Origin of the sequence: Macromonas nakdongensis (assembly GCF_002837145.1) — a bacterium.
GTDB lineage: Bacteria > Pseudomonadota > Gammaproteobacteria > Burkholderiales > Burkholderiaceae_C > Macromonas_B > Macromonas_B nakdongensis.
In genome coordinates this window covers 1-17560 of the sequence record NZ_NWMV01000022.1, presented here as the reverse complement: position 1 = coordinate 17560, position 17560 = coordinate 1, and the positions used below count along the sequence as shown (strand labels likewise).

14 protein-coding genes, 1 tRNA gene and 1 riboswitch are annotated in these 17560 nt (G+C 68.3%); of the genes, 9 read left to right on the top strand and 6 right to left on the bottom strand.

The window, feature by feature from the left end; genetic code table 11:
• Position 1 precedes the first annotated feature (1 nt).
• The 3 genes from metH to lipP1 all read right to left on the bottom strand — a co-directional run bounded on the left by metH (position 2) and on the right by lipP1 (position 5120).
• Positions 2-2701: a methionine synthase gene (gene metH, locus CON77_RS04035; protein ID WP_101047878.1), complete on the bottom strand. Its 2700-nt coding sequence runs from the start codon at positions 2699-2701 to the stop codon at positions 2-4.
• A 115-nt stretch (positions 2702-2816) separates the two neighbouring features.
• Positions 2817-2912: riboswitch (S-adenosyl-L-homocysteine riboswitch) on the bottom strand.
• A gap of 67 nt (positions 2913-2979) precedes the next feature.
• Positions 2980-4074: a redox-regulated ATPase YchF gene (ychF, locus tag CON77_RS04030; RefSeq protein ID WP_101047858.1), complete on the bottom strand. Its 1095-nt coding sequence runs from the start codon at positions 4072-4074 to the stop codon at positions 2980-2982.
• Positions 4075-4187: 113 nt separating this feature from the next.
• The gene (lipP1, locus tag CON77_RS04025; protein WP_101047857.1) at positions 4188-5120 is read right to left on the bottom strand and encodes a LipP1 family hormone-sensitive lipase; all 933 of its coding nucleotides are present in this window, start codon (positions 5118-5120) and stop codon (positions 4188-4190) included.
• Between the two features lie 232 nt (positions 5121-5352).
• Here lipP1 and CON77_RS04020 point away from each other — a divergent pair, with 232 nt between their 5' ends.
• On the top strand, positions 5353-6345 hold the full coding sequence (locus CON77_RS04020) for an HD-GYP domain-containing protein (RefSeq protein ID WP_101047856.1): 993 nt from the start codon (positions 5353-5355) through the stop codon (positions 6343-6345).
• Positions 6346-6369: 24 nt separating this feature from the next.
• Here CON77_RS04020 and CON77_RS04015 read toward each other — a convergent pair whose 3' ends face one another.
• Positions 6370-7281 (bottom strand): MOSC domain-containing protein, encoded by a 912-nt coding sequence (locus CON77_RS04015; protein ID WP_101047855.1) that lies wholly within the window; start codon positions 7279-7281, stop codon positions 6370-6372.
• A gap of 66 nt (positions 7282-7347) precedes the next feature.
• Between CON77_RS04015 and CON77_RS04010 the strand changes: the two genes are divergently transcribed.
• The 3 genes from CON77_RS04010 (at position 7348) to CON77_RS04000 (ending at position 11124) form a co-directional block, all read left to right on the top strand.
• A complete protein-coding gene (locus CON77_RS04010) occupies positions 7348-8493 on the top strand; it encodes an FAD-dependent monooxygenase (RefSeq protein ID WP_101047854.1) in 1146 nt (381 codons plus the stop codon).
• Positions 8494-8575: 82 nt separating this feature from the next.
• Complete coding sequence (locus tag CON77_RS04005) at positions 8576-9298, top strand: DsbC family protein (RefSeq protein ID WP_101047853.1); 723 nt, start codon at positions 8576-8578, stop codon at positions 9296-9298.
• Positions 9295-11124 (top strand): M61 family metallopeptidase, encoded by a 1830-nt coding sequence (locus CON77_RS04000; protein ID WP_101047852.1) that lies wholly within the window; start codon positions 9295-9297, stop codon positions 11122-11124. Before CON77_RS04005 ends, CON77_RS04000 begins: the two co-directional genes overlap by 4 nt.
• An 18-nt stretch (positions 11125-11142) precedes the next feature.
• On the opposite strand, the gene CON77_RS03995 is transcribed toward CON77_RS04000, so the two are convergent.
• Entirely contained in the window at positions 11143-11949 is an 807-nt protein-coding gene (locus CON77_RS03995; protein WP_101047851.1) for an enoyl-CoA hydratase-related protein, read from the bottom strand.
• 182 nt (positions 11950-12131) lie between these two features.
• On the opposite strand from CON77_RS03995, the gene CON77_RS03990 reads away from it, so the two are divergent.
• The 4 genes from CON77_RS03990 (at position 12132) to CON77_RS03975 (ending at position 14481) form a co-directional block, all read left to right on the top strand.
• Positions 12132-12914 (top strand): enoyl-CoA hydratase, encoded by a 783-nt coding sequence (locus CON77_RS03990; RefSeq protein ID WP_101047850.1) that lies wholly within the window; start codon positions 12132-12134, stop codon positions 12912-12914.
• A gap of 37 nt (positions 12915-12951) precedes the next feature.
• Positions 12952-13028 (top strand) — tRNA-Met (locus CON77_RS03985).
• A gap of 60 nt (positions 13029-13088) precedes the next feature.
• Positions 13089-13493 carry a hypothetical protein gene (locus CON77_RS03980; RefSeq protein ID WP_101047849.1) on the top strand — a complete coding sequence of 135 codons (405 nt, stop codon included), beginning with the start codon at positions 13089-13091 and terminating at the stop codon, positions 13491-13493.
• A 217-nt stretch (positions 13494-13710) separates the two neighbouring features.
• Complete coding sequence (locus CON77_RS03975; protein ID WP_101047848.1) at positions 13711-14481, top strand: SDR family oxidoreductase; 771 nt, start codon at positions 13711-13713, stop codon at positions 14479-14481.
• Between the two features lie 60 nt (positions 14482-14541).
• On the opposite strand, the gene katG is transcribed toward CON77_RS03975, so the two are convergent.
• On the bottom strand, positions 14542-16707 hold the full coding sequence (gene katG / locus CON77_RS03970; protein ID WP_101047847.1) for a catalase/peroxidase HPI: 2166 nt from the start codon (positions 16705-16707) through the stop codon (positions 14542-14544).
• Positions 16708-16856: 149 nt separating this feature from the next.
• Here katG and CON77_RS03965 point away from each other — a divergent pair.
• Positions 16857-17560: c-type cytochrome (locus CON77_RS03965; RefSeq protein WP_198552259.1), on the top strand; the 704-nt coding region annotated here is incomplete at its 3' end.

The following is a 17560-nucleotide window of genomic DNA, read 5'->3' as shown; positions in this document are numbered from 1 at the left end:
CTCAGAGGTTGGGCGCCAGGGCGCGCTCCAGCGCCGCTTCGGGCACGCCGCGGCGCTGCGCCATGTCGGCCAACTGGTCGCGACCGATCTTGCCGACGTTGAAGTAGGTGCTCTCCGGGTGGGCCAGGTAGAAGCCGCTGACGCTGGCGGCCGGCGTCATGGCCAGGCTGTCGGTCAGGCCCATGCCGATCTCGTCGCAGCGCAACAAATCGAACAGCGCGCGTTTGACCGAATGGTCCGGGCAGGCCGGGTAGCCGGGCGCGGGGCGGATGCCCTGGTACTGCTCGGCAACCAGCTCGTCGTTGTCCAGGGCCTCGTGCGGGGCATAGCCCCACAGGTCGGTGCGCACGCGCTGGTGCAGGCATTCGGCGAAGGCCTCGGCCAAGCGGTCGGCCAGGGCCTTGAGCATGATGGCGTTGTAGTCGTCGTGTGCGGCCTCGAAGGCGGCGGCGCGCTGCTCGGCGCCGATGCCCGCGGTCACGGCAAAGGCGCCCACGTAGTCGGCCACGTCGCTGGCGCGCGGCGCCACGAAGTCGGCCAAGCAGCGGCTGGGGCGCATCGCGCCGTCGATCTCCTGCTTCTCGGTCTGCTGGCGCAGGCCGTGCCAGGTCAGCACCGGCTGGGTGCGCGACTCGTCGGCGTAGAGCGCGATGTCGTCCTCGTTCACCGCGTTGGCGGGGTACAGGCCGACCACGGCGTTGGCGGTCAGCCAGCGGCCGTCCACGATCTTCTTCAGCAGGGCCTGCGCGTCGGCGAAGACCTTGCGGGCCTGCTCGCCCACCACCTCGTCGTTCAGGATGGCGGGGTAAGCCCCGGCCAGGTCCCAGGTCTGGAAGAAGGGGCCCCAATCGATGTAAGCGGCCAGTTCGCCCAGGTCGAAGTTCTTGAACACGCGCCGGCCCAGGAACTTGGGCGCCACCGGGGTGTGGGCGTCCCAGTCCAGCGGGGTCTTGTTGGCGCGCGCCTTGGCCAGCGGCCACAGCGGGGTCTGCTTCTTGTTGGCGTGCTGGGTGCGCACCTGGTCGTAGTCGGCGCGCAACTCGCTCAGGTAGCCTTCACGGCCCTCGCCCAACAGGCTTTGTGCCACGCCCACGCTGCGCGAGGCGTCGGGCACGTAGATCACCGGGCCGCTGTAGTTCGGCGCGATCTTCACCGCGGTGTGCACGCGGCTGCAGGTGGCGCCGCCGATCAGCAGCGGAATGCCCCGTTCGCGGAAGTGCGGGTCCTTCTCCATCTCGGCGGCCACGTACTGCATCTCTTCCAGGCTGGGCGTGATCAGGCCGCTCAGGCCCACGATGTCGGCACCCACTTCCTTGGCTTTGGCCAGGATTTCGTGGCAAGGCACCATCACGCCCATGTTGACGACTTCGAAGTTGTTGCACTGCAAGACCACGGTGACGATGTTCTTGCCGATGTCGTGCACGTCGCCCTTGACGGTGGCGATGACGATCTTGCCCTTGCTCTTCACGTCGCCGCCCGCGGCTTCCAACTGGCGCTTTTCTTCTTCGATGTAGGGCACCAGGTGCGCCACGGCCTGCTTCATCACCCGGGCCGATTTCACCACCTGGGGCAGGAACATCTTGCCCTGGCCGAACAGGTCGCCGACCACGTTCATGCCGTCCATCAGCGGGCCTTCTATCACGTGCAGCGGGCGACCACCGTCGGCGCGCAAAGCCTGCCACATTTCTTCCGTGTCTTCGGTGATGAACTCGTTTTGCCCGTGCACCAGCGCGTGCACCAGACGTTCGCGCACCGGCAGCGCGCGCCAGGCGTACTTGGCCGAATCGTCCTTGGCCGCGCCCTTCACGCTCTCGGCAATGTCCAGCAGGCGCTCGGTGGCGTCGGGGCGGCGGTTCAGCACCACGTCTTCCACGCGCTCGCGCAGTTCGGCGTCCAGTTCGTCGTACACACCGACCATGCCGGCGTTGACGATGCCCATGTCCATGCCCGCCTGGATGGCGTGGTACAGGAACACGGTGTGGATCGCCTCGCGCACCGGCTCGTTGCCGCGGAAGCTGAACGACACGTTGGACACGCCGCCGCTCACCTTGGCGCCCGGCAGGTTGGCCTTGATCCAGCGCGTGGCGTTGATGAAATCGACCGCGTAGTTGTTGTGTTCCTCGATGCCGGTGGCGATGGCGAAGATGTTGGGGTCGAAGATGATGTCTTCGCACGGGAAGCCCACCTCGTCCACCAGGATGCGGTAAGCGCGCTGGCAAATCTCGATCTTGCGCTCGTAGGTGTCGGCCTGGCCCTGCTCGTCGAAGGCCATCACCACCGTGGCCGCGCCGTAGCGGCGGATCAATGTGGCCTGGCGCTTGAACTCGTCCACGCCCTCTTTCATGCTGATCGAGTTGACGACGCTCTTGCCCTGCACGCACTTCAGCCCGGCCTCGATCACGCTCCATTTGGAGGAATCGATCATCACCGGCACGCGCGCGATGTCGGGCTCGGACGCCATGAGGTTGAGGAAGCGCACCATGGCGGCCTGGCTGTCGAGCATGGCCTCGTCCATGTTCACGTCCACGATCTGCGCGCCGTTCTCCACCTGCTGGCGCGCCACGGCCAGGGCCTCTTCGTACTGGCCGTTCAAAATCATGCGCGCGAACGCCTTGGAGCCGGTGACGTTGGTGCGCTCGCCGATGTTGACGAACAGGCTGTTGTCGTCGATGGCCAGCAGTTCCAGGCCCGAGAGCAACATGGGCGGCACGGCGGTGGCGGGCGCAACGACAGGGCGCACGGCGGCGCGGTCCGGGTGGTCAGGGTTCACGGTCTTGGGGGCGGTAGGGGGCACGGCACTCACCTGCAAAGGCGTTGTCAGGCGAGCGCGGTTGGCAAAAGGGTCCAAGCCTGACGGCACCGCTCGCCGGGCCCTGGGCCCCGAGCACGCCGCTGCAGCGCTCCTTGGAAGTCCCGCATTTTAAGGCGCGGCGGCCCGCCCAAGGCCCTGCCGCCTCGGCGCCGACCGCCTCCGCGGGTTCAGACGTTGAACAGGAAGTTCATCACATCGCCGTCTTTGACGATGTATTCCTTGCCCTCGGCGCGCATCTTGCCGGCGTCCTTGGCACCCTGCTCGCCTTGGTAGGCGATGAAGTCGTCGAAAGCGATGGTCTGGGCGCGGATGAAGCCGCGCTCGAAATCGCCGTGGATCACGCCCGCCGCCTGGGGCGCGGTGTCGCCGATGTGGATGGTCCAGGCGCGCACTTCCTTCACGCCGGCGGTGAAGTAGGTTTGCAGGCCCAGCAGCTTGAAGCCGGCGCGGATCAGGCGGTTCAGACCGGGCTCGTCCTGGCCCAGCTCCTTCAGGAACTCCAGGCGGTCGGCGTCGTCCATTTCGCTCAGCTCGGCCTCGATCTTGGCGCAAATGGCCACCACCGGCGCATTTTGTTGGTCGGCGTATTCGCGCAGGCGGTCCAGGAAAGGGTTGTTCTCGAACCCGTCTTCGCTGACGTTGCCCACGAACATGGCCGGCTTGGCGGTGATCAGGCACAGGGGTTTGAGCAGCACTTTTTCCTGGTCGCTCAGCTCCAGCGTGCGCGCCGGTTTGCCTTCGTTCAGCACCGCCTGCACCTTGGTCAGCAGCGCCACCAGGGCAGCGGCTTCCTTGTCGTTGCCGCTTTTGGCGGCTTTGATGCTGCGCTGCAGGGTCTTTTCCACCGTGCCTAGGTCGGCCAGGCAGAGTTCGGTCTGGATCACCTCGATGTCCGCGATCGGGTCCACCTTGTTGGCCACGTGGATGACGTTGTCGTCTTCAAAGCAGCGCACCACGTTGACGATGGCGTCGGTTTCGCGGATGTGGGCCAGGAACTGGTTGCCCAGGCCTTCGCCCTGGCTGGCACCGGCCACCAGACCGGCGATGTCCACAAACTCGACGATGGCCGGCACGATGCGCTCGGGGTTGATGATCTTGGCCAGCTCGTCCAGACGCGGATCGGGCACCTCGACCACGCCCACATTGGGCTCGATGGTGCAGAAGGGGTAGTTCTCCGCCGCGATGCCCGCCTTGGTCAGGGCGTTGAACAGGGTGGATTTGCCGACGTTGGGCAGGCCGACGATGCCGCACTTGAGAGACATGGAATTTCCTTGTTAAACCGGTCGCCGGGCGGGGCTCGGGGCCTCGGGACGCCGGGGTGGGGCACGCAGCCGCGCGCACCCCATGCTGGGGGCCGATTGTAAGACCCGCCCCCTCAGGCCAAGGCCCGGGCCAGGGCCGCGGCGCACAGGTCCACCGCCGTGTGCGCTTCGTCCAGCACCCGCCCCATGAGGATGAAGCCGTGGATCTGGCGCTCGAAACAGACCACCGAGGTCGGCACCCCCGCCTCGGACAGGCGCTGGGCATAGGCCAAGCCTTCGTCGCGCAAGGGGTCGTGGCCCGCGGTCAGCACCAGGGCGGGCGGCAGGCCACTCAGATCTGGCAGGAGCAGGGGCGAGGCCATGGGGTCGTGCACCTGGGCCGGGTCGGGCAGGTAATGGCCGTAGTAATAGGCCAGGGTGTCGCGGGTCAACAGATAGCCCTGGCCGTTGCGGGCGTGGGAGGCCAGGGCCCGGCGCGCGTCGAGGCAAGGGTAGATCAGGAGCTGGAAGACCAGCGGCAGATCACCGGCTTGGCGCGACCGCCAGGCCACCAGCGTGGCCAAGTTGGCGCCGGCGCTGTCGCCGCCGACGGCCACACAGGCGGCATCCACCCCCAGGGCCACAGCGTGCTGCGCCACCCACCGGGTCGCGGCCAATGCATCGTCCACGGCGGCGGGGCAAGGGTGCTCGGGCGCGAGCCGGTAGTCCACCGACACCACGGCACACCCCGACCGGTGGGCCAGTTCGCGGCACAGGGTGTCGTGGGTGTCCAGCCCACCGACGACAAAGCCTCCGCCATGGAAAAACACCAGCACCGGCGACATGGCCGGCGCGTGATGGGGACGGTAGAGCCGCAGAGGAATCGGACCCGCCGGCCCTGGGGCCTGCAGGTCGAGGGTGGCCCCCATCTCGGGCGCCACCGGCCGGGCCGCGGCGCAGCGCTCGCGGTAGGCCGCCCGCGCCTCGGTCGGGGTCAAACGGTGCATGGGCACGGTCCCACGCGCCTCGATTCCATCCAGCAATGCCCGCGCCTGTGGGTGCAACATCGTTCGGCCTTTCACGGAAGAGAGGGGTGACAGGATTTATAGCGCAAGCCCGACCCGCTCGCGCAGAACGCCACCCAAAAATGATCAAAAATTCATATTTAAAAAATGATTTTTATATTTCTTATTTTGATTCTCAGATTTTTGGCTGCCCTGAAAAAATCTTTCCCAAGTTTTCATATTTATCTTTAAATGCGTGACAAACCGGCCAAACAGCCCCTTAAACTGTGTGGTCATGAGCACCGCCGACACCCTGACACCGACCGACGCCTCGGCGGACGCCGTGCTCAAAGAGGTGCGCGCCCAACTCGATCCGGCGCCCGCCGAGGCCTGGCCGGCCCTGCGTCGGCGCCTGGCGGTGCTGCTGCAAGAGGGCGCTGACGCCAAAGACTTCCACAAGCGCCTGGCCTTCATTGAAACCGGGGTGAAGCTGACCCTGGAGGGCCAGGAAGACGACAGCCTGTTCGTGCTGGTGCAGATGCTGTCCGACCGCTCCTACGGCTATTGCGCCACCCACGCCCTGACGGCCGCGGTCACCTGCCTGATGATCGGACCATTGGCCCAGATCCAGCCGCCGGCCGTGGACGCCCTGGTGCGGGCCGCGCTGACCATGAACATCGCCATGGCCGCCATGCAGGACCAACTGGCCATCCAATTGCAACCCGCGACCCAGGAGCAAAAAAACCGCATCCGGCAGCACCCGAGCCAGGGCGTGGACATCTTGCGCGGGCTGGGGGTGGACGACCCGCTCTGGCTGGACCTGGTGCAGGACCACCACGAAACCCAAGACGGTAGCGGCTACCCCCAAGGCAAGTCCAGCCAACCGGACACGGTGCAGCAACTGCTGCGCATGGCCGACGTCTTCATCGCCCGCATCAGCCCGCGGGTGAGCCGGCGCGGCCTCATGCCCAACGTGGCGGTGGGCAACCTGTACCTCGAATCCAAGACGCAATCGAGCCCGCTGGGAGCGATTTTTGCCAAACAGCTGGGCATGTACCCGCCCGGCAGCTATGTGCGCCTCAAAAGCGAGGAAACCGCGGTGGTGGTGCGCCGCGGCGAACGGGTCAACACCCCCCTGACCCTGGCGATTGCCGACCCGGACGGCATGCCGCTGTCGACCCCGCGCAAACGGGACACGCAAATGCCGGGCTACAGCGTGAAATCGCCCCTGTCTTCGGACGACGTGAAAATCCGGCTGGACAAGGCCCGGGTGCTCAAGCGCCTCTGAGCGGCCGGTGCCCCCCGGGCCGCGTCACCACACACCCCAGGTGCCGGCGCCCAGCATGCCTTCGTACAGCATCTGCCCGTCGCCCTGGCGGACGATGGCGTTCATGCCGAAAGTCACCGCTCCCATCAACCGCCGGTCCTGGCGGTAGCTGTGCAGCACCGGGCTCAAGGCCGTGCCACGCTCGGCGGTCTGCGGGTCCACATCCGGGATGCTGCAGCGCGCGCAGGGCTTGACCGGCTGCAGCCACACCGCTGGCCCGGGCGCGGCGGCATCGGGCGCTAAGGCCCGCAGGTGGATGTCGGCCAGGCGGTCCTCGTCGTGCGCCTCCATCCCGCCCAACACGAGGTTGGGCCGAAAACGCTCGGGCCCCACCGGGGTCTGGCCCAGCAGGGCGAGCCGTCCGTTCAGCTCGGCCAGGGACGCGCTGGACAAGACCAGCAGCGGAAAGCCATCGCTGAATTGGTTGGGCGCCTCCACACCCTGGGTCCAGTGCACCGCCGACAGGCGGCGCACGTCCGGGTCGAAACGCACCAGGCGCAAGCCGGCCGCCAGCCCCTGCGGCGCGCCGGGCGCGAGAAAATCAGTGAACCACTGGGCAGCCAGGTCGCCCATGTCCCAGGCGTCGACCTCGTCGTCCCAGACGCGCACGCGGCGCGGCGATTCGGCGGCGTCCAAGGGCAGGCGCAGGGACAGCATGCCCGGCGCCAGCAACTCCAGGTGGCCCTGGCGGAAGCGGGGCCGGATCAGGGCCATGCGCGGCAGTTCGCGTTGCGAGACGAACTCGCCCGAGGCGTCCACCAGCATCCAGGTGCGGTCCCACTCCAGCCCGGTGTCGAGCAAGGCCGCGCTGCTCAGGCGCAGCCCGGCGCAGCTCTTCACGGGGTAAATCCACAGCTGCTCCAGGGTCAGGGGCAAGGCGTCATCGGCGTGGGGCATGGCGGGGCTCTTCCAAACAGAGCGCCCATTGTGCCCGCCTCTGGGCCTTGCTCCTACAATTTCGGCATGAGCAAAAAGTACGACGTGGCCATCCTGGGGGCAGGCGTGGTGGGGCAGGCCCTGGCCTTGCTGCTGGCCCGCGACCGCTTGCGGGTGGCACTGGTGCGGCGGGAGCCGGCCCCGACCGCCCCCACCGCCCCGCCCGACATCCGCGCGTACGCGCTGAACGCCAGCTCCAAGGCGCTGCTGGACGGCCTGCGGGTCTGGCCCGGCGTGGCAGCGGACGGCACCGAAATGGCCACCCCGGTGCAGCACATGTGGGTGGCCGAAGACGCCCCCGCCACCCCGGCCTCGGTGCGCTTCGAGGGCACGCCCAGCCACCCCCTGTCCTGGATCGTGGACGTGCCGGCCCTGGAGGTCACCCTGGCCCAGGCGGTCGGTTTCCAGTCGGGCATCGACGTGCTGGCCGAGCGCCCCGCCGCCGCGCTGACCGTGGTGTGCGAAGGCAAGCGCAGCGCCAGCCGCGACGCCTTCGGTTTTGAATTCGACGCCAAGCCCTACCCGCAGACCGCTGTGGCCGCGCGCCTGCGCACCGAACGCCCGCACGGCGGCGTGGCGCGGCAGTGGTTCCACCAGGGCGAGGTGCTGGCCCTGCTGCCGCTGGAAGGCGAACACGGCCAGGCGGTGGCCCTGGTCTGGTCGGTGGCACACGAGCGCGCGGCCCATTTGCTGGCGCTGCCCCCCGAGGCCCTGGCCGCCGAAGTCACCGCCGCCTGTGACCAGGCCCTGGGCGCGATGCAGCCCCAGGGACAGGCCGCCGGCTGGCCCCTGGAGCTGTCGCGCGCACGCCGCTGGGTGCAGCCCGGCCTGGCCCTGGCCGGCGACGCCGCCCACGCCATGCACCCCCTGGCCGGCCAAGGCCTGAACGTGGGCCTGGGCGACGTGGCCGAACTGGCCCGCGTGCTGCGCGAACGCGAATACTGGCGCGACCTGGGCGACCTGAAACTGCTGCGCCGCTACGAACGCGCGCGCCAGGCCGATGTCACAGCCATGTCCTGGGTGACAGACGGCCTGCTCGGCCTGTTCGGCCACCGCGACAGCCGCATCCAGGCCCTGCGCCGCTGGGGCCTGCGCGGCTTCGACCGGCTCGAAGCCCTCAAGCACTGGACCGTGCAACAGGCCATGGGCCCGACCGGCACCGCCCCGCACTGACGCAGGAACCAAACCCCCAGTTGCCCGCCCTAACAGGCCAGACCACCGCGCCGCGGAGGTCCTCTCTTACACCCGAACACGCATGAACCTCCTGACCCGCCTGGCCCGCCCCCTGGGCACCCTGTGCCTGACCGCCTGCGCCCTGAGCGCCGCGGCCAATGAAGCCGTCATCCGCAAAAACCTGGCCGAACGCCTGCCCACCCTGCCCACCATCGACGAGGTCCGTCCCACCCCCATGAAGGGCCTGTTCGAGGTCCGCGTCAACCAGAGCGACATCCTCTACACCGACGCCGAAGGCAACTACCTCATCCAGGGCGCCCTGATCGACACCAAGGCCCGCCTCAACCTGACCGAAGCGCGCGTCGACAAGCTCACCGCCGTCGCCTTCAAGGACCTGCCCCTCAAGGACTCCTTCACCCTGGTGCGCGGCAACGGCAAGCGCAAGCTGGCGATTTTTGAAGACCCGAACTGCGGCTTCTGCAAACGCTTCGAAAAAGACATCGGCAAGATCAACGACGTCACCATCCACGTCTTCCTCTACCCCATCCTGGGGCAGGACTCGGTCACCAAATCGCAGAACATCTGGTGCGCCAAAGACAAGGGCAAGGCCTGGGAAGACTGGATGCTGCGCAACGTGACCCCGCCCAGCGCCAGCTGCGACACCACCGCCCTGGACCGCAACGTGGCCTTCGGTCAGAAAGCCCGCATCACGGGCACGCCGACCACCTTCCTGGTGGACGGCACCCGCATCCCCGGGGCGGCCGGCGCCGACAAGATCGAGCAAGCCCTGTCCAACGTCAAATGACCGCCCGCTCGGCCGCCGTTCGCCACCGGGTCGGCGTGCTCGACCCGCACACCCACCTTTTCGACATCCGCCTGGAAGTGGACCGCCCGGCCCCGCGCCAGCGGTTGAGCCTGCCGGTCTGGATTCCCGGCAGTTACCTGGTTCGTGAATTCTCGCAACACCTGCAAGGCCTGCAGGCCCATGCCGACGGCGTGCCGCTGGCATTGACACAAACCGGCAAGAACACCTGGGAGGTGCGCCCCCCCGCCAAAACCCGGACCCTGACGCTCGGCTACCAGGTCTACGCCTTCGACGCCTCGGTCCGCACCGCCTTCCTCGACCAGACCCGGGGCTTCTTCAACCCCACCAGCCTGTGCCTGCGCGCCGAGGGCCGCACCGACGAGCCCCAGGCCCTGGAGGTGGCCGACAACGCCCACACCGCCGGCTGGCAACTGGCCACCGGCCTGCGCCCCCACCGGGTGCAGGCCAACGGCTTCGGCCACTACCGCGCCGCCGATTACGACGAGTTGGCCGACTGCCCCGTGGAAATGGGCACCTTCTGGCGCGGCGACTTCGAGGTGCGCGGCGTGCCCCACCGCTTCGTCGTCAGCGGCGCGCCGGCCGGCTTTGACGGCGCGCGCCTGCTGCGCGACACCCAGCGCATCTGCGAAGCCGAAATGGCCCTGTGGCACGGCCCAGCCGGCCCGCAGGGCCAGGGCCGCCCCCCGTTCGACAGCTACCTGTTCATGCTGCACGCCACCGCCGACGGCTACGGCGGCCTGGAGCACCGCAACTCCACCGCGCTCATCTGCCAGCGCAGCGACCTGCCGCGGCGCCCCGAGCACGCCGACGCCACCGTCCCCCGGCTCAAGGCCGGCGACGGCTACACCACCCTGCTCGGCCTCATCAGCCACGAGTACTTTCACACCTGGAACGTCAAACGGCTGCGCCCGCGCGAGTTCACCCGCTACGACTACGACCGCGAAAACCACACCGAACTGCTATGGTTTTTCGAAGGCTTCACCAGCTACTACGACGACCTGCTGGTGCACCGCGCCGGCCTGATCGACGAAGCCACCTACCTGCAGCTGCTGGCCAAAACCATCAACCAGGTGCAGCAGACCCCGGGCCGGCGAGTGCAGAGCGTGGCCCAGGCCAGCTTCGATGCCTGGACCAAGTACTACCGCGTGCAGGAGAACACCCCCAACGCCACGGTGAGCTACTACACCAAAGGCGCGCTGGTGGCCCTGTGCCTGGACCTGACCCTGCGCGCCGAGGGCCACACCACGCTCGACGCCGTGATGCGCGCCCTGTACGAGCGCTGCGACGGCGGCCCGATGCGCGAAAGCGACCTGCGCAAAGTGCTGAAACGCCTGGGCCAGCGCGCGTTCGACACCGAACTGGACGCCTGGGTGCACGGCACCGACGACCTGCCACTGGCCACCCTGCTGCCCCGGCACGGCGTGCAGTGGCACACCGACCCGGCCCCGCTGGCCCAGCGCCTGGGCGTGCGCGTCAGTGAAACCAGCGGCCTGGTGCTGAAGAACGTGTTGCGAGGCTCCGCCGCCGAAGCCGCCGGCCTGGCCGCGGGCGACGAATGGCTGGGGCTGGAAACCCCCGCCACCACGCCCGACACGCCGCCCCAGGCCTGGCGCGTGCGCCGGCTCGACGACGTGGCCCTGTACGCCCACGGCAGCCCGGACAGCGTGGCCCTGGTGGCCCGCGACGGGCGCCTGCTGCGCTGCCCGCTGCACTGGCCCGCCCCCGAAACGGTGGTGCGCCTGTCGCGCCCCGCATCCACGATCGAGGCCGACAGCCCCGCGGCCCGCCGCTGGCTGCAGGAGTGAGCCGCGCCGCTCGACCGCTCATTCGCCCTTGAACACGGGCGCGCGCTTCTCCAGAAAAGCGTTGACGCCTTCAAAGTAGTCGTGGGTGCGGCCGAGCGCGGTTTGCAGGTCGCGCTCCACGTCCAGGTGCTGGTCAAAGCTGCGGGTGCCGGCCTCGCGCAGCAGGGCCCGGGTGCCCACCAGGGCGCGGGTCGGCATGGCCGCCAGCTTTCCCGCCAGCGCCAGTGCTGCGGCCAAGGGGTCTTCGGCCACGTCCCAGACCAGGCCCCATTCCTTGGCCTGTGCGGCCGGCAGCTTGTCGCCGGTCATGGCCAGGGCCATGGCCCGGGCCAGCCCGAGTCGCTCCACCAGCAGCCAGCTGCCGCCGGCGTCCGGAATCAGCCCGATCTTGCTGAAGGCCTGCACAAAACTGGCCCCGGGTGCGGCAATGGCGATGTCGCAGGCCATGGCCAGGGAAGCTCCGGCCCCCGCGGCCACGCCGTTGACCGCCGCCACCGTGGGCATGCGCAGGTTCATGAAGGCGCGTGCGGTGGGGTTGAAATAGTCGTTGATCACCGGCCCGGGGCTGGCGCGCTCCAGCAGGCCCTCGCCGGGGGTGAAGTCCAGCTCCGACAGATCGAGGCCGGCGCAGAACCCGCGGCCGGCACCGGTCAGCACCAGGGCCCGCACCTGGGGGTTGTCGCTGGCGCGCTGCAAAGCCGCCTGCAAGGCCACGTGCATGGCGCGGGTGAAGCTGTTGAGCGCCTGCGGCCGGTTGAGCGTGACCACGGCCACGGCGCCGTGTTCGGTGTACAGGATGCTGTCGTCTGCGGTGGACGGGGTCATGGGGTGGTCTCCTCGGCGGGTGGTGGTTGCGTCAGCAAGCAATCTAACGCATTGTGCGGGCCGCGGTGTCGCCCAAACGGCCGGCGCACGGCAGGCGGCAGCATTTGTTCCCTGGACGACAGCCGCCGTTCCCCTCAAACCGCTATAGTTTGCGGCTGCAACCACCACCCCGAGAGACACGCATGAGCACCACGCCCGAAATGATCCAGGTCCGCACCGAAGGCCGCGTTGGCATCGTCACGCTGCACCGCCCCAAGCAGCTCAACGCCTTGAACGACCAGTTGATGGACGAACTCGGCGCCGCGCTCAAGGCGTTTGATGCCGACGCCGACATCGGCTGCATGATCGTGACCGGCAGTGAAAAAGCCTTTGCCGCCGGCGCCGACATCGGGGCCATGGCCCAGTACACCTTTGCCGACGTGTACAAGGGCGACTACATCACCCGCAACTGGGAAACGCTGCGCAGCATCCGCAAGCCGGTCATCGCCGCCGTCAGCGGCTTCGCTCTGGGCGGCGGCTGCGAACTGGCCATGATGTGCGACTTCATCATCGCCGCCGACAACGCCAAGTTCGGCCAGCCCGAAATCAAGCTGGGCGTGATCCCCGGCGCCGGCGGCACCCAGCGCCTGCCGCGTGCCGTGGGCAAGGCCAAGGCCATGGACCTGTGCCTGACCGGCCGCATGATGGACGCGACCGAAGCCGAACGCGCCGGTCTGGTCAGCCGCGTGGTGCCGCTGGACAAGCTGATGGACGAGGCCCTGGGCGCGGCGCTGACGATCGCCGGTTTCTCGCAAATGGCGGTGATGGCCGCCAAGGAAACCGTGAACCGCGCCTTCGAAGGCCCGCTGGCCGACGGCATGATGTTCGAGCGCCGCATGTTCCACGCCCTGTTCGCCACCGCCGACCAAAAGGAAGGCATGGCCGCTTTTGTGGAAAAACGCCCGGCCGTCTTCCAGCACGCTTGATACGAGCCCATTTTTGTGGCTATAATTCAAGGCTTCAGGCTCCTTAGCTCAGCCGGTTAGAGCGACGGAATCATAATCCGCAGGTCCCCTGTTCGAATCAGGGAGGAGCCACCAAACAAGAAAAAACCCAGCATCCCCGATGTTGGGTTTTTTTTCGGCCCCGTGGCGCAGGACATGAAACCATTGCCCCACCCGATCCGCACCGAATGCCCGCCCGGCGCCTGCGTGTGCGACCGGGATGCCCTGCTGGCCGAACCCGATGCCGACCTGCGAGTGATGCGCCTGACCCGGGAAGAGGAAAAGCGCCTGCTGGAACGGCTGGAAAACCTGAGCAGCCTGTCTGACCTGCGCCACATGCAAGGGCGCATGCAAGAACAACTGGGCATGCGTCTGAGCATTGCCCCCGGTCCCCACGAAGTGCGCACCTTGCGCGGCATCGTCATCCTCGTGCATGAACAGCGCGGTCTGTGCCGCAAGACGCGTCAGAGCATCCCGACCGCCATCAGGAAAAGCATGGAGCGGCGCCCCGAGATCGCCTACGAACTGCTCAACGAGGACGGTCTGTTCGGCGTCCCGTGAGCCTGGACAGCCGTTGGTCGCGCAGCACATCGACCCGCACAGTGGTGTTGCCGCGCGAAATCTCCAGCGGCAGGCGCGGGGGTGTTCGGCCATGCGCGGCATCCGCCATGTGGCCAGCAAGGCGCCCGGCCTTGGCGCCTTGGCGACGGCCCCGTCGCCCAAGACTGTCTAAGCTCCCTCCGGCAACGGCCCGCACAGGCCACACCGGAGACACCGCATGGACACCCAAAACCTGTTTTCCCTCCAAGGGCGCAGCGCCCTCATCACCGGCGGCTCGCGCGGCATCGGCCGCATGATCGCCGAAGGCTTCCTCGCACAGGGCGCGCGCGTCTACATTTCGGCGCGCAAGGCCGCCGCCTGCGACCAGGCGGCACAAGAACTGTCGGCGCTGGGGCACTGCGTGTCGCTGCCGGCCGACGTGTCCACGCTGGAAGGCATCCAGGGCCTGGTCGCGGCCTACGCCCAGCACGAAGACCGGCTGGACATCCTGGTGAACAACGCCGGGGCGGCCTGGGGCGCCCCGTACGACACCTTCCCGGAAAGCGGTTGGGACAAGGTGGTGGACCTGAACATGAAGTCGCCGTTCTTTCTGACGCAGGCCCTCACGCCGATGCTCAAGCGCGCCGCCACCGAGCACCTGGCCAAGGTCATCCACATCGCCTCCATCGACGGCGTGACGGTGAACCCCTGGGAAACCTATTCCTACGCGGCCAGCAAGGCCGGCCTGATCCACCTGACCAAACGCATGGCGCTGACCCTGGCGCCGCAGCGGATTGCGGTCAGCGCCATCGCCCCCGGCCCCTTCGCCTCCGAGATGAACAAGGACGCCCGGGACCACGCCGACGACGTGGCCAACCGCGTGCCCCTGGGCCGCATCGGCACGCCCGAGGACATCGCGGGTGCGGCCATCTACCTGGCCTCGCGCGCCGGCGACTACGTGGTGGGCTCCACCCTGGTGGTGGACGGCGGCTGCGCCTGGGCGCGCTGAGGCCTGCCGTCCCCACGCACAAGCCCCGCACCGCCGCAGGCGGTGGCGGGGCGGTCGGACTCAGACCAGGTCGTAGCGGTCGGCGTTCATGACCTTGGTCCAGGCGGCCACGAAGTCGCGCACGAACTTCTCGCGGTTGTCGTCCTGGGCGTAGACCTCGGCGTAGGCACGCAGCACCGAGTTGGAGCCGAACACCAGGTCCACCCGGGTCGCGGTCCAATTCGTGGCACCGGTCGCCCGGTCCACGATGTCGTAGCCGTTGCGCCCGGTGGGCTTCCAGCGGTAGGCCATGTCGGTCAGGTTCACGAAGAAGTCGTTGGTCAGCGCGCCGGGGCGGTCGGTGAACACGCCGTGCTTCGTGCCGCCGTGGTTGGTGCCCAGCACGCGCAGGCCACCGACCAGCACTGTCATTTCGGCAGCGGTCAGGCCCATGAGCTGGGCACGGTCCAGCAACAGCTCTTCGGGCTTGACCGTGTAATGCTGTTTTTGCCAGTTGCGGAAGCCGTCGGCCACGGGCTCGAGCACCTCGAACGATTCGGCGTCTGTCTGCGCCTGGGTGGCGTCGCCACGGCCCGGCGCAAACGGCACGGTCACGTTCACGCCAGCGGCTTGCGCGGCCTGCTCGATGCCCAGGTTGCCGCCCAGCACGATCACGTCGGCCACGCTGGCGCCGGTCTCGGCCGCGATCTTCTCGTACACCGCCAACACTCGGGCCAGGCGGGCGGGCTCGTTGCCGGCCCAGTCTTTCTGCGGCGCCAGGCGGATGCGCGCGCCGTTGGCACCGCCCCTGTGGTCGGAGCCGCGGTAGGTGCGGGCGCTGTCCCAGGCGGTGGCCACCATGTCGCTGACCGACAGGCTGGCGGCCGCGATTTTGGCCTTCACGGCCGCCACGTCGTAGGCGGTGCTGCCGGCGGGAATCGGGTCTTGCCAGATCAAGTCTTCGGCCGGCACTTCGGGGCCGATGTAGCGGCTCTTGGGCCCCATGTCGCGGTGCGTCAGCTTGAACCAGGCGCGGGCGAACACGTCGTCGAAATAGGCCTGGTCGGCGGCGAAACGCTCGGAAATCTTGCGGTATTCCGGGTCCACCTTGAGCGCCATGTCGGCGTCGGTCATCACCGGCATGCAGCGGATGGACGGGTCTTCCACGTCCACCGGCATGTCTTCAGGCTTGATGTTGACGGGCCGGTACTGGTGGGCGCCGGCCGGGCTCTGGGTCAGCTCCCAGTCGTGCTGGAGCAGCATGGCGAAGTAGCCGTTGTCCCACCGCGTGGGGTTCGTGGTCCAGGCGCCTTCGATGCCGCTGGTCACGGTGTCGCGGCCCATGCCACGGCTGGTGTGGTTTTGCCAGCCCAGGCCCTGTTCCTCCACATCCGCGCCTTCCGGGGCGGGGCCCAGATGGGCGGCACTGCCATTGCCGTGGGCCTTGCCCACGGTGTGGCCGCCGGCGGTCAGGGCCACGGTTTCCTCGTCGTTCATGGCCATGCGGGCGAAGGTCACACGCATGTCGCGGGCAGTTTTCAACGGGTCGGGCTGGCCGTCCACGCCTTCGGGGTTGACGTAAATCAGGCCCATCATCACCGCGGCCAGGGGGTTTTCCAGGTCGCGCTCACCGCTGTAGCGGCTGCCTTCGCCACCGCTCTTGGCCAGCCATTCTTTCTCGCTGCCCCAGTAGGTGTCTTTCTCGGGGGCCCAGATGTCTTCGCGGCCGAACGCGAAGCCGAAGGTCTTGAAGCCCATCGATTCGTAGGCCACGTTGCCGGCCAGGATGATCAGGTCGGCCCAGCTGATGCGGTTGCCGTACTTCTTCTTAATCGGCCACAGCAGGCGGCGGGCTTTGTCGAGGTTGCCGTTGTCGGGCCAGGAGTTGAGCGGCGCGAAGCGCTGGTTGCCCGTGCCGGCACCGCCCCGGCCGTCGGCCACGCGGTAAGAGCCGGCGGCGTGCCAGGCCATGCGGATCATCAGGCCGCCGTAGTGGCCCCAGTCGGCCGGCCACCAGGGCTGGCTGCTCGTCATCAACGCGGTCAGGTCTTGCTTCAGGGCGGCCACGTCCAGTTTTTTGACTTCCTCGCGGTAGTTGACGCCGGGCAGCGGATTGGTCTTGCTGTCGTGCTGGTGCAGGATGTCCAGGTTCAGCGCATTGGGCCACCAGGCCATGGGCGTCTGGCCGGTGCTGGAATTGGCGCCGTGCATCACGGGGCACTGGCCGGTGGTGTGGGGGGTGTTCATGTGTCTCTCCATTCCTGGGTGGTGGGTGGCTGTACCTTGCGGCGCTCAACGCCGCGACCGAAATCAAGTGTACGGAGCGGCGGGCGCTGGCGGGGTCATCTTTACCAATCACCGCGATAGCCAAATCTGCTTCGGCATAACATCGCCACATGCACACACCGCTTTTTTCGCGCCCGTCGCACCCCCGGCGCTGGAGCACCGCCGCGGCGCTGGCCATGGCGTGCTGGGCCGCCGGCCTGGCGCACAGCGCCAGCCCCTTCGAAGACTCGATGGCCCAACGCATGCTGGCCTGCACCGCCTGCCACGGCGCCCAGGGCCGCGCCGCCCCCGACGGCTACTACCCGCGCATCGCCGGCAAGCCGGCCGGTTACCTTTACCACCAACTGCTGAACTTTCGTGACGGCCGGCGGCACTACCGCCCCATGGGCCAGATGCTGAGCCCCCTGAGCGACGCCTACCTGCGCACCATGGCCGAGCACTTTGCCGGCCTGGACCTGCCCTACCCCACGCCCAGCCAGGTGCGCACCAGCCCCGAAGCCCTGCAACGCGGTGAAACCCTGGCCCTGCACGGCGACGCCCGCCGCCAAGTGCCCGCCTGCGTGCAATGCCACGGCGAACGCCTGACCGGCGTGCAACCGGCCACCCCCGGCCTGCTCGGGCTGCCGCGCGACTACCTGAACGCCCAGATGGGCGCCTGGCGGACCGGTCTGCGCCGCGCCCACGCCCCCGATTGCATGGCCACCATTGCCCAACGGTTGGACGCCGACGACGTGTCCGCCGTGGCCAGCTGGCTGGCCAGCCAGCCCTTGCCCAGCGACACCCGCCCGGCCCAGGCCAGCACCGCGCCCACGCC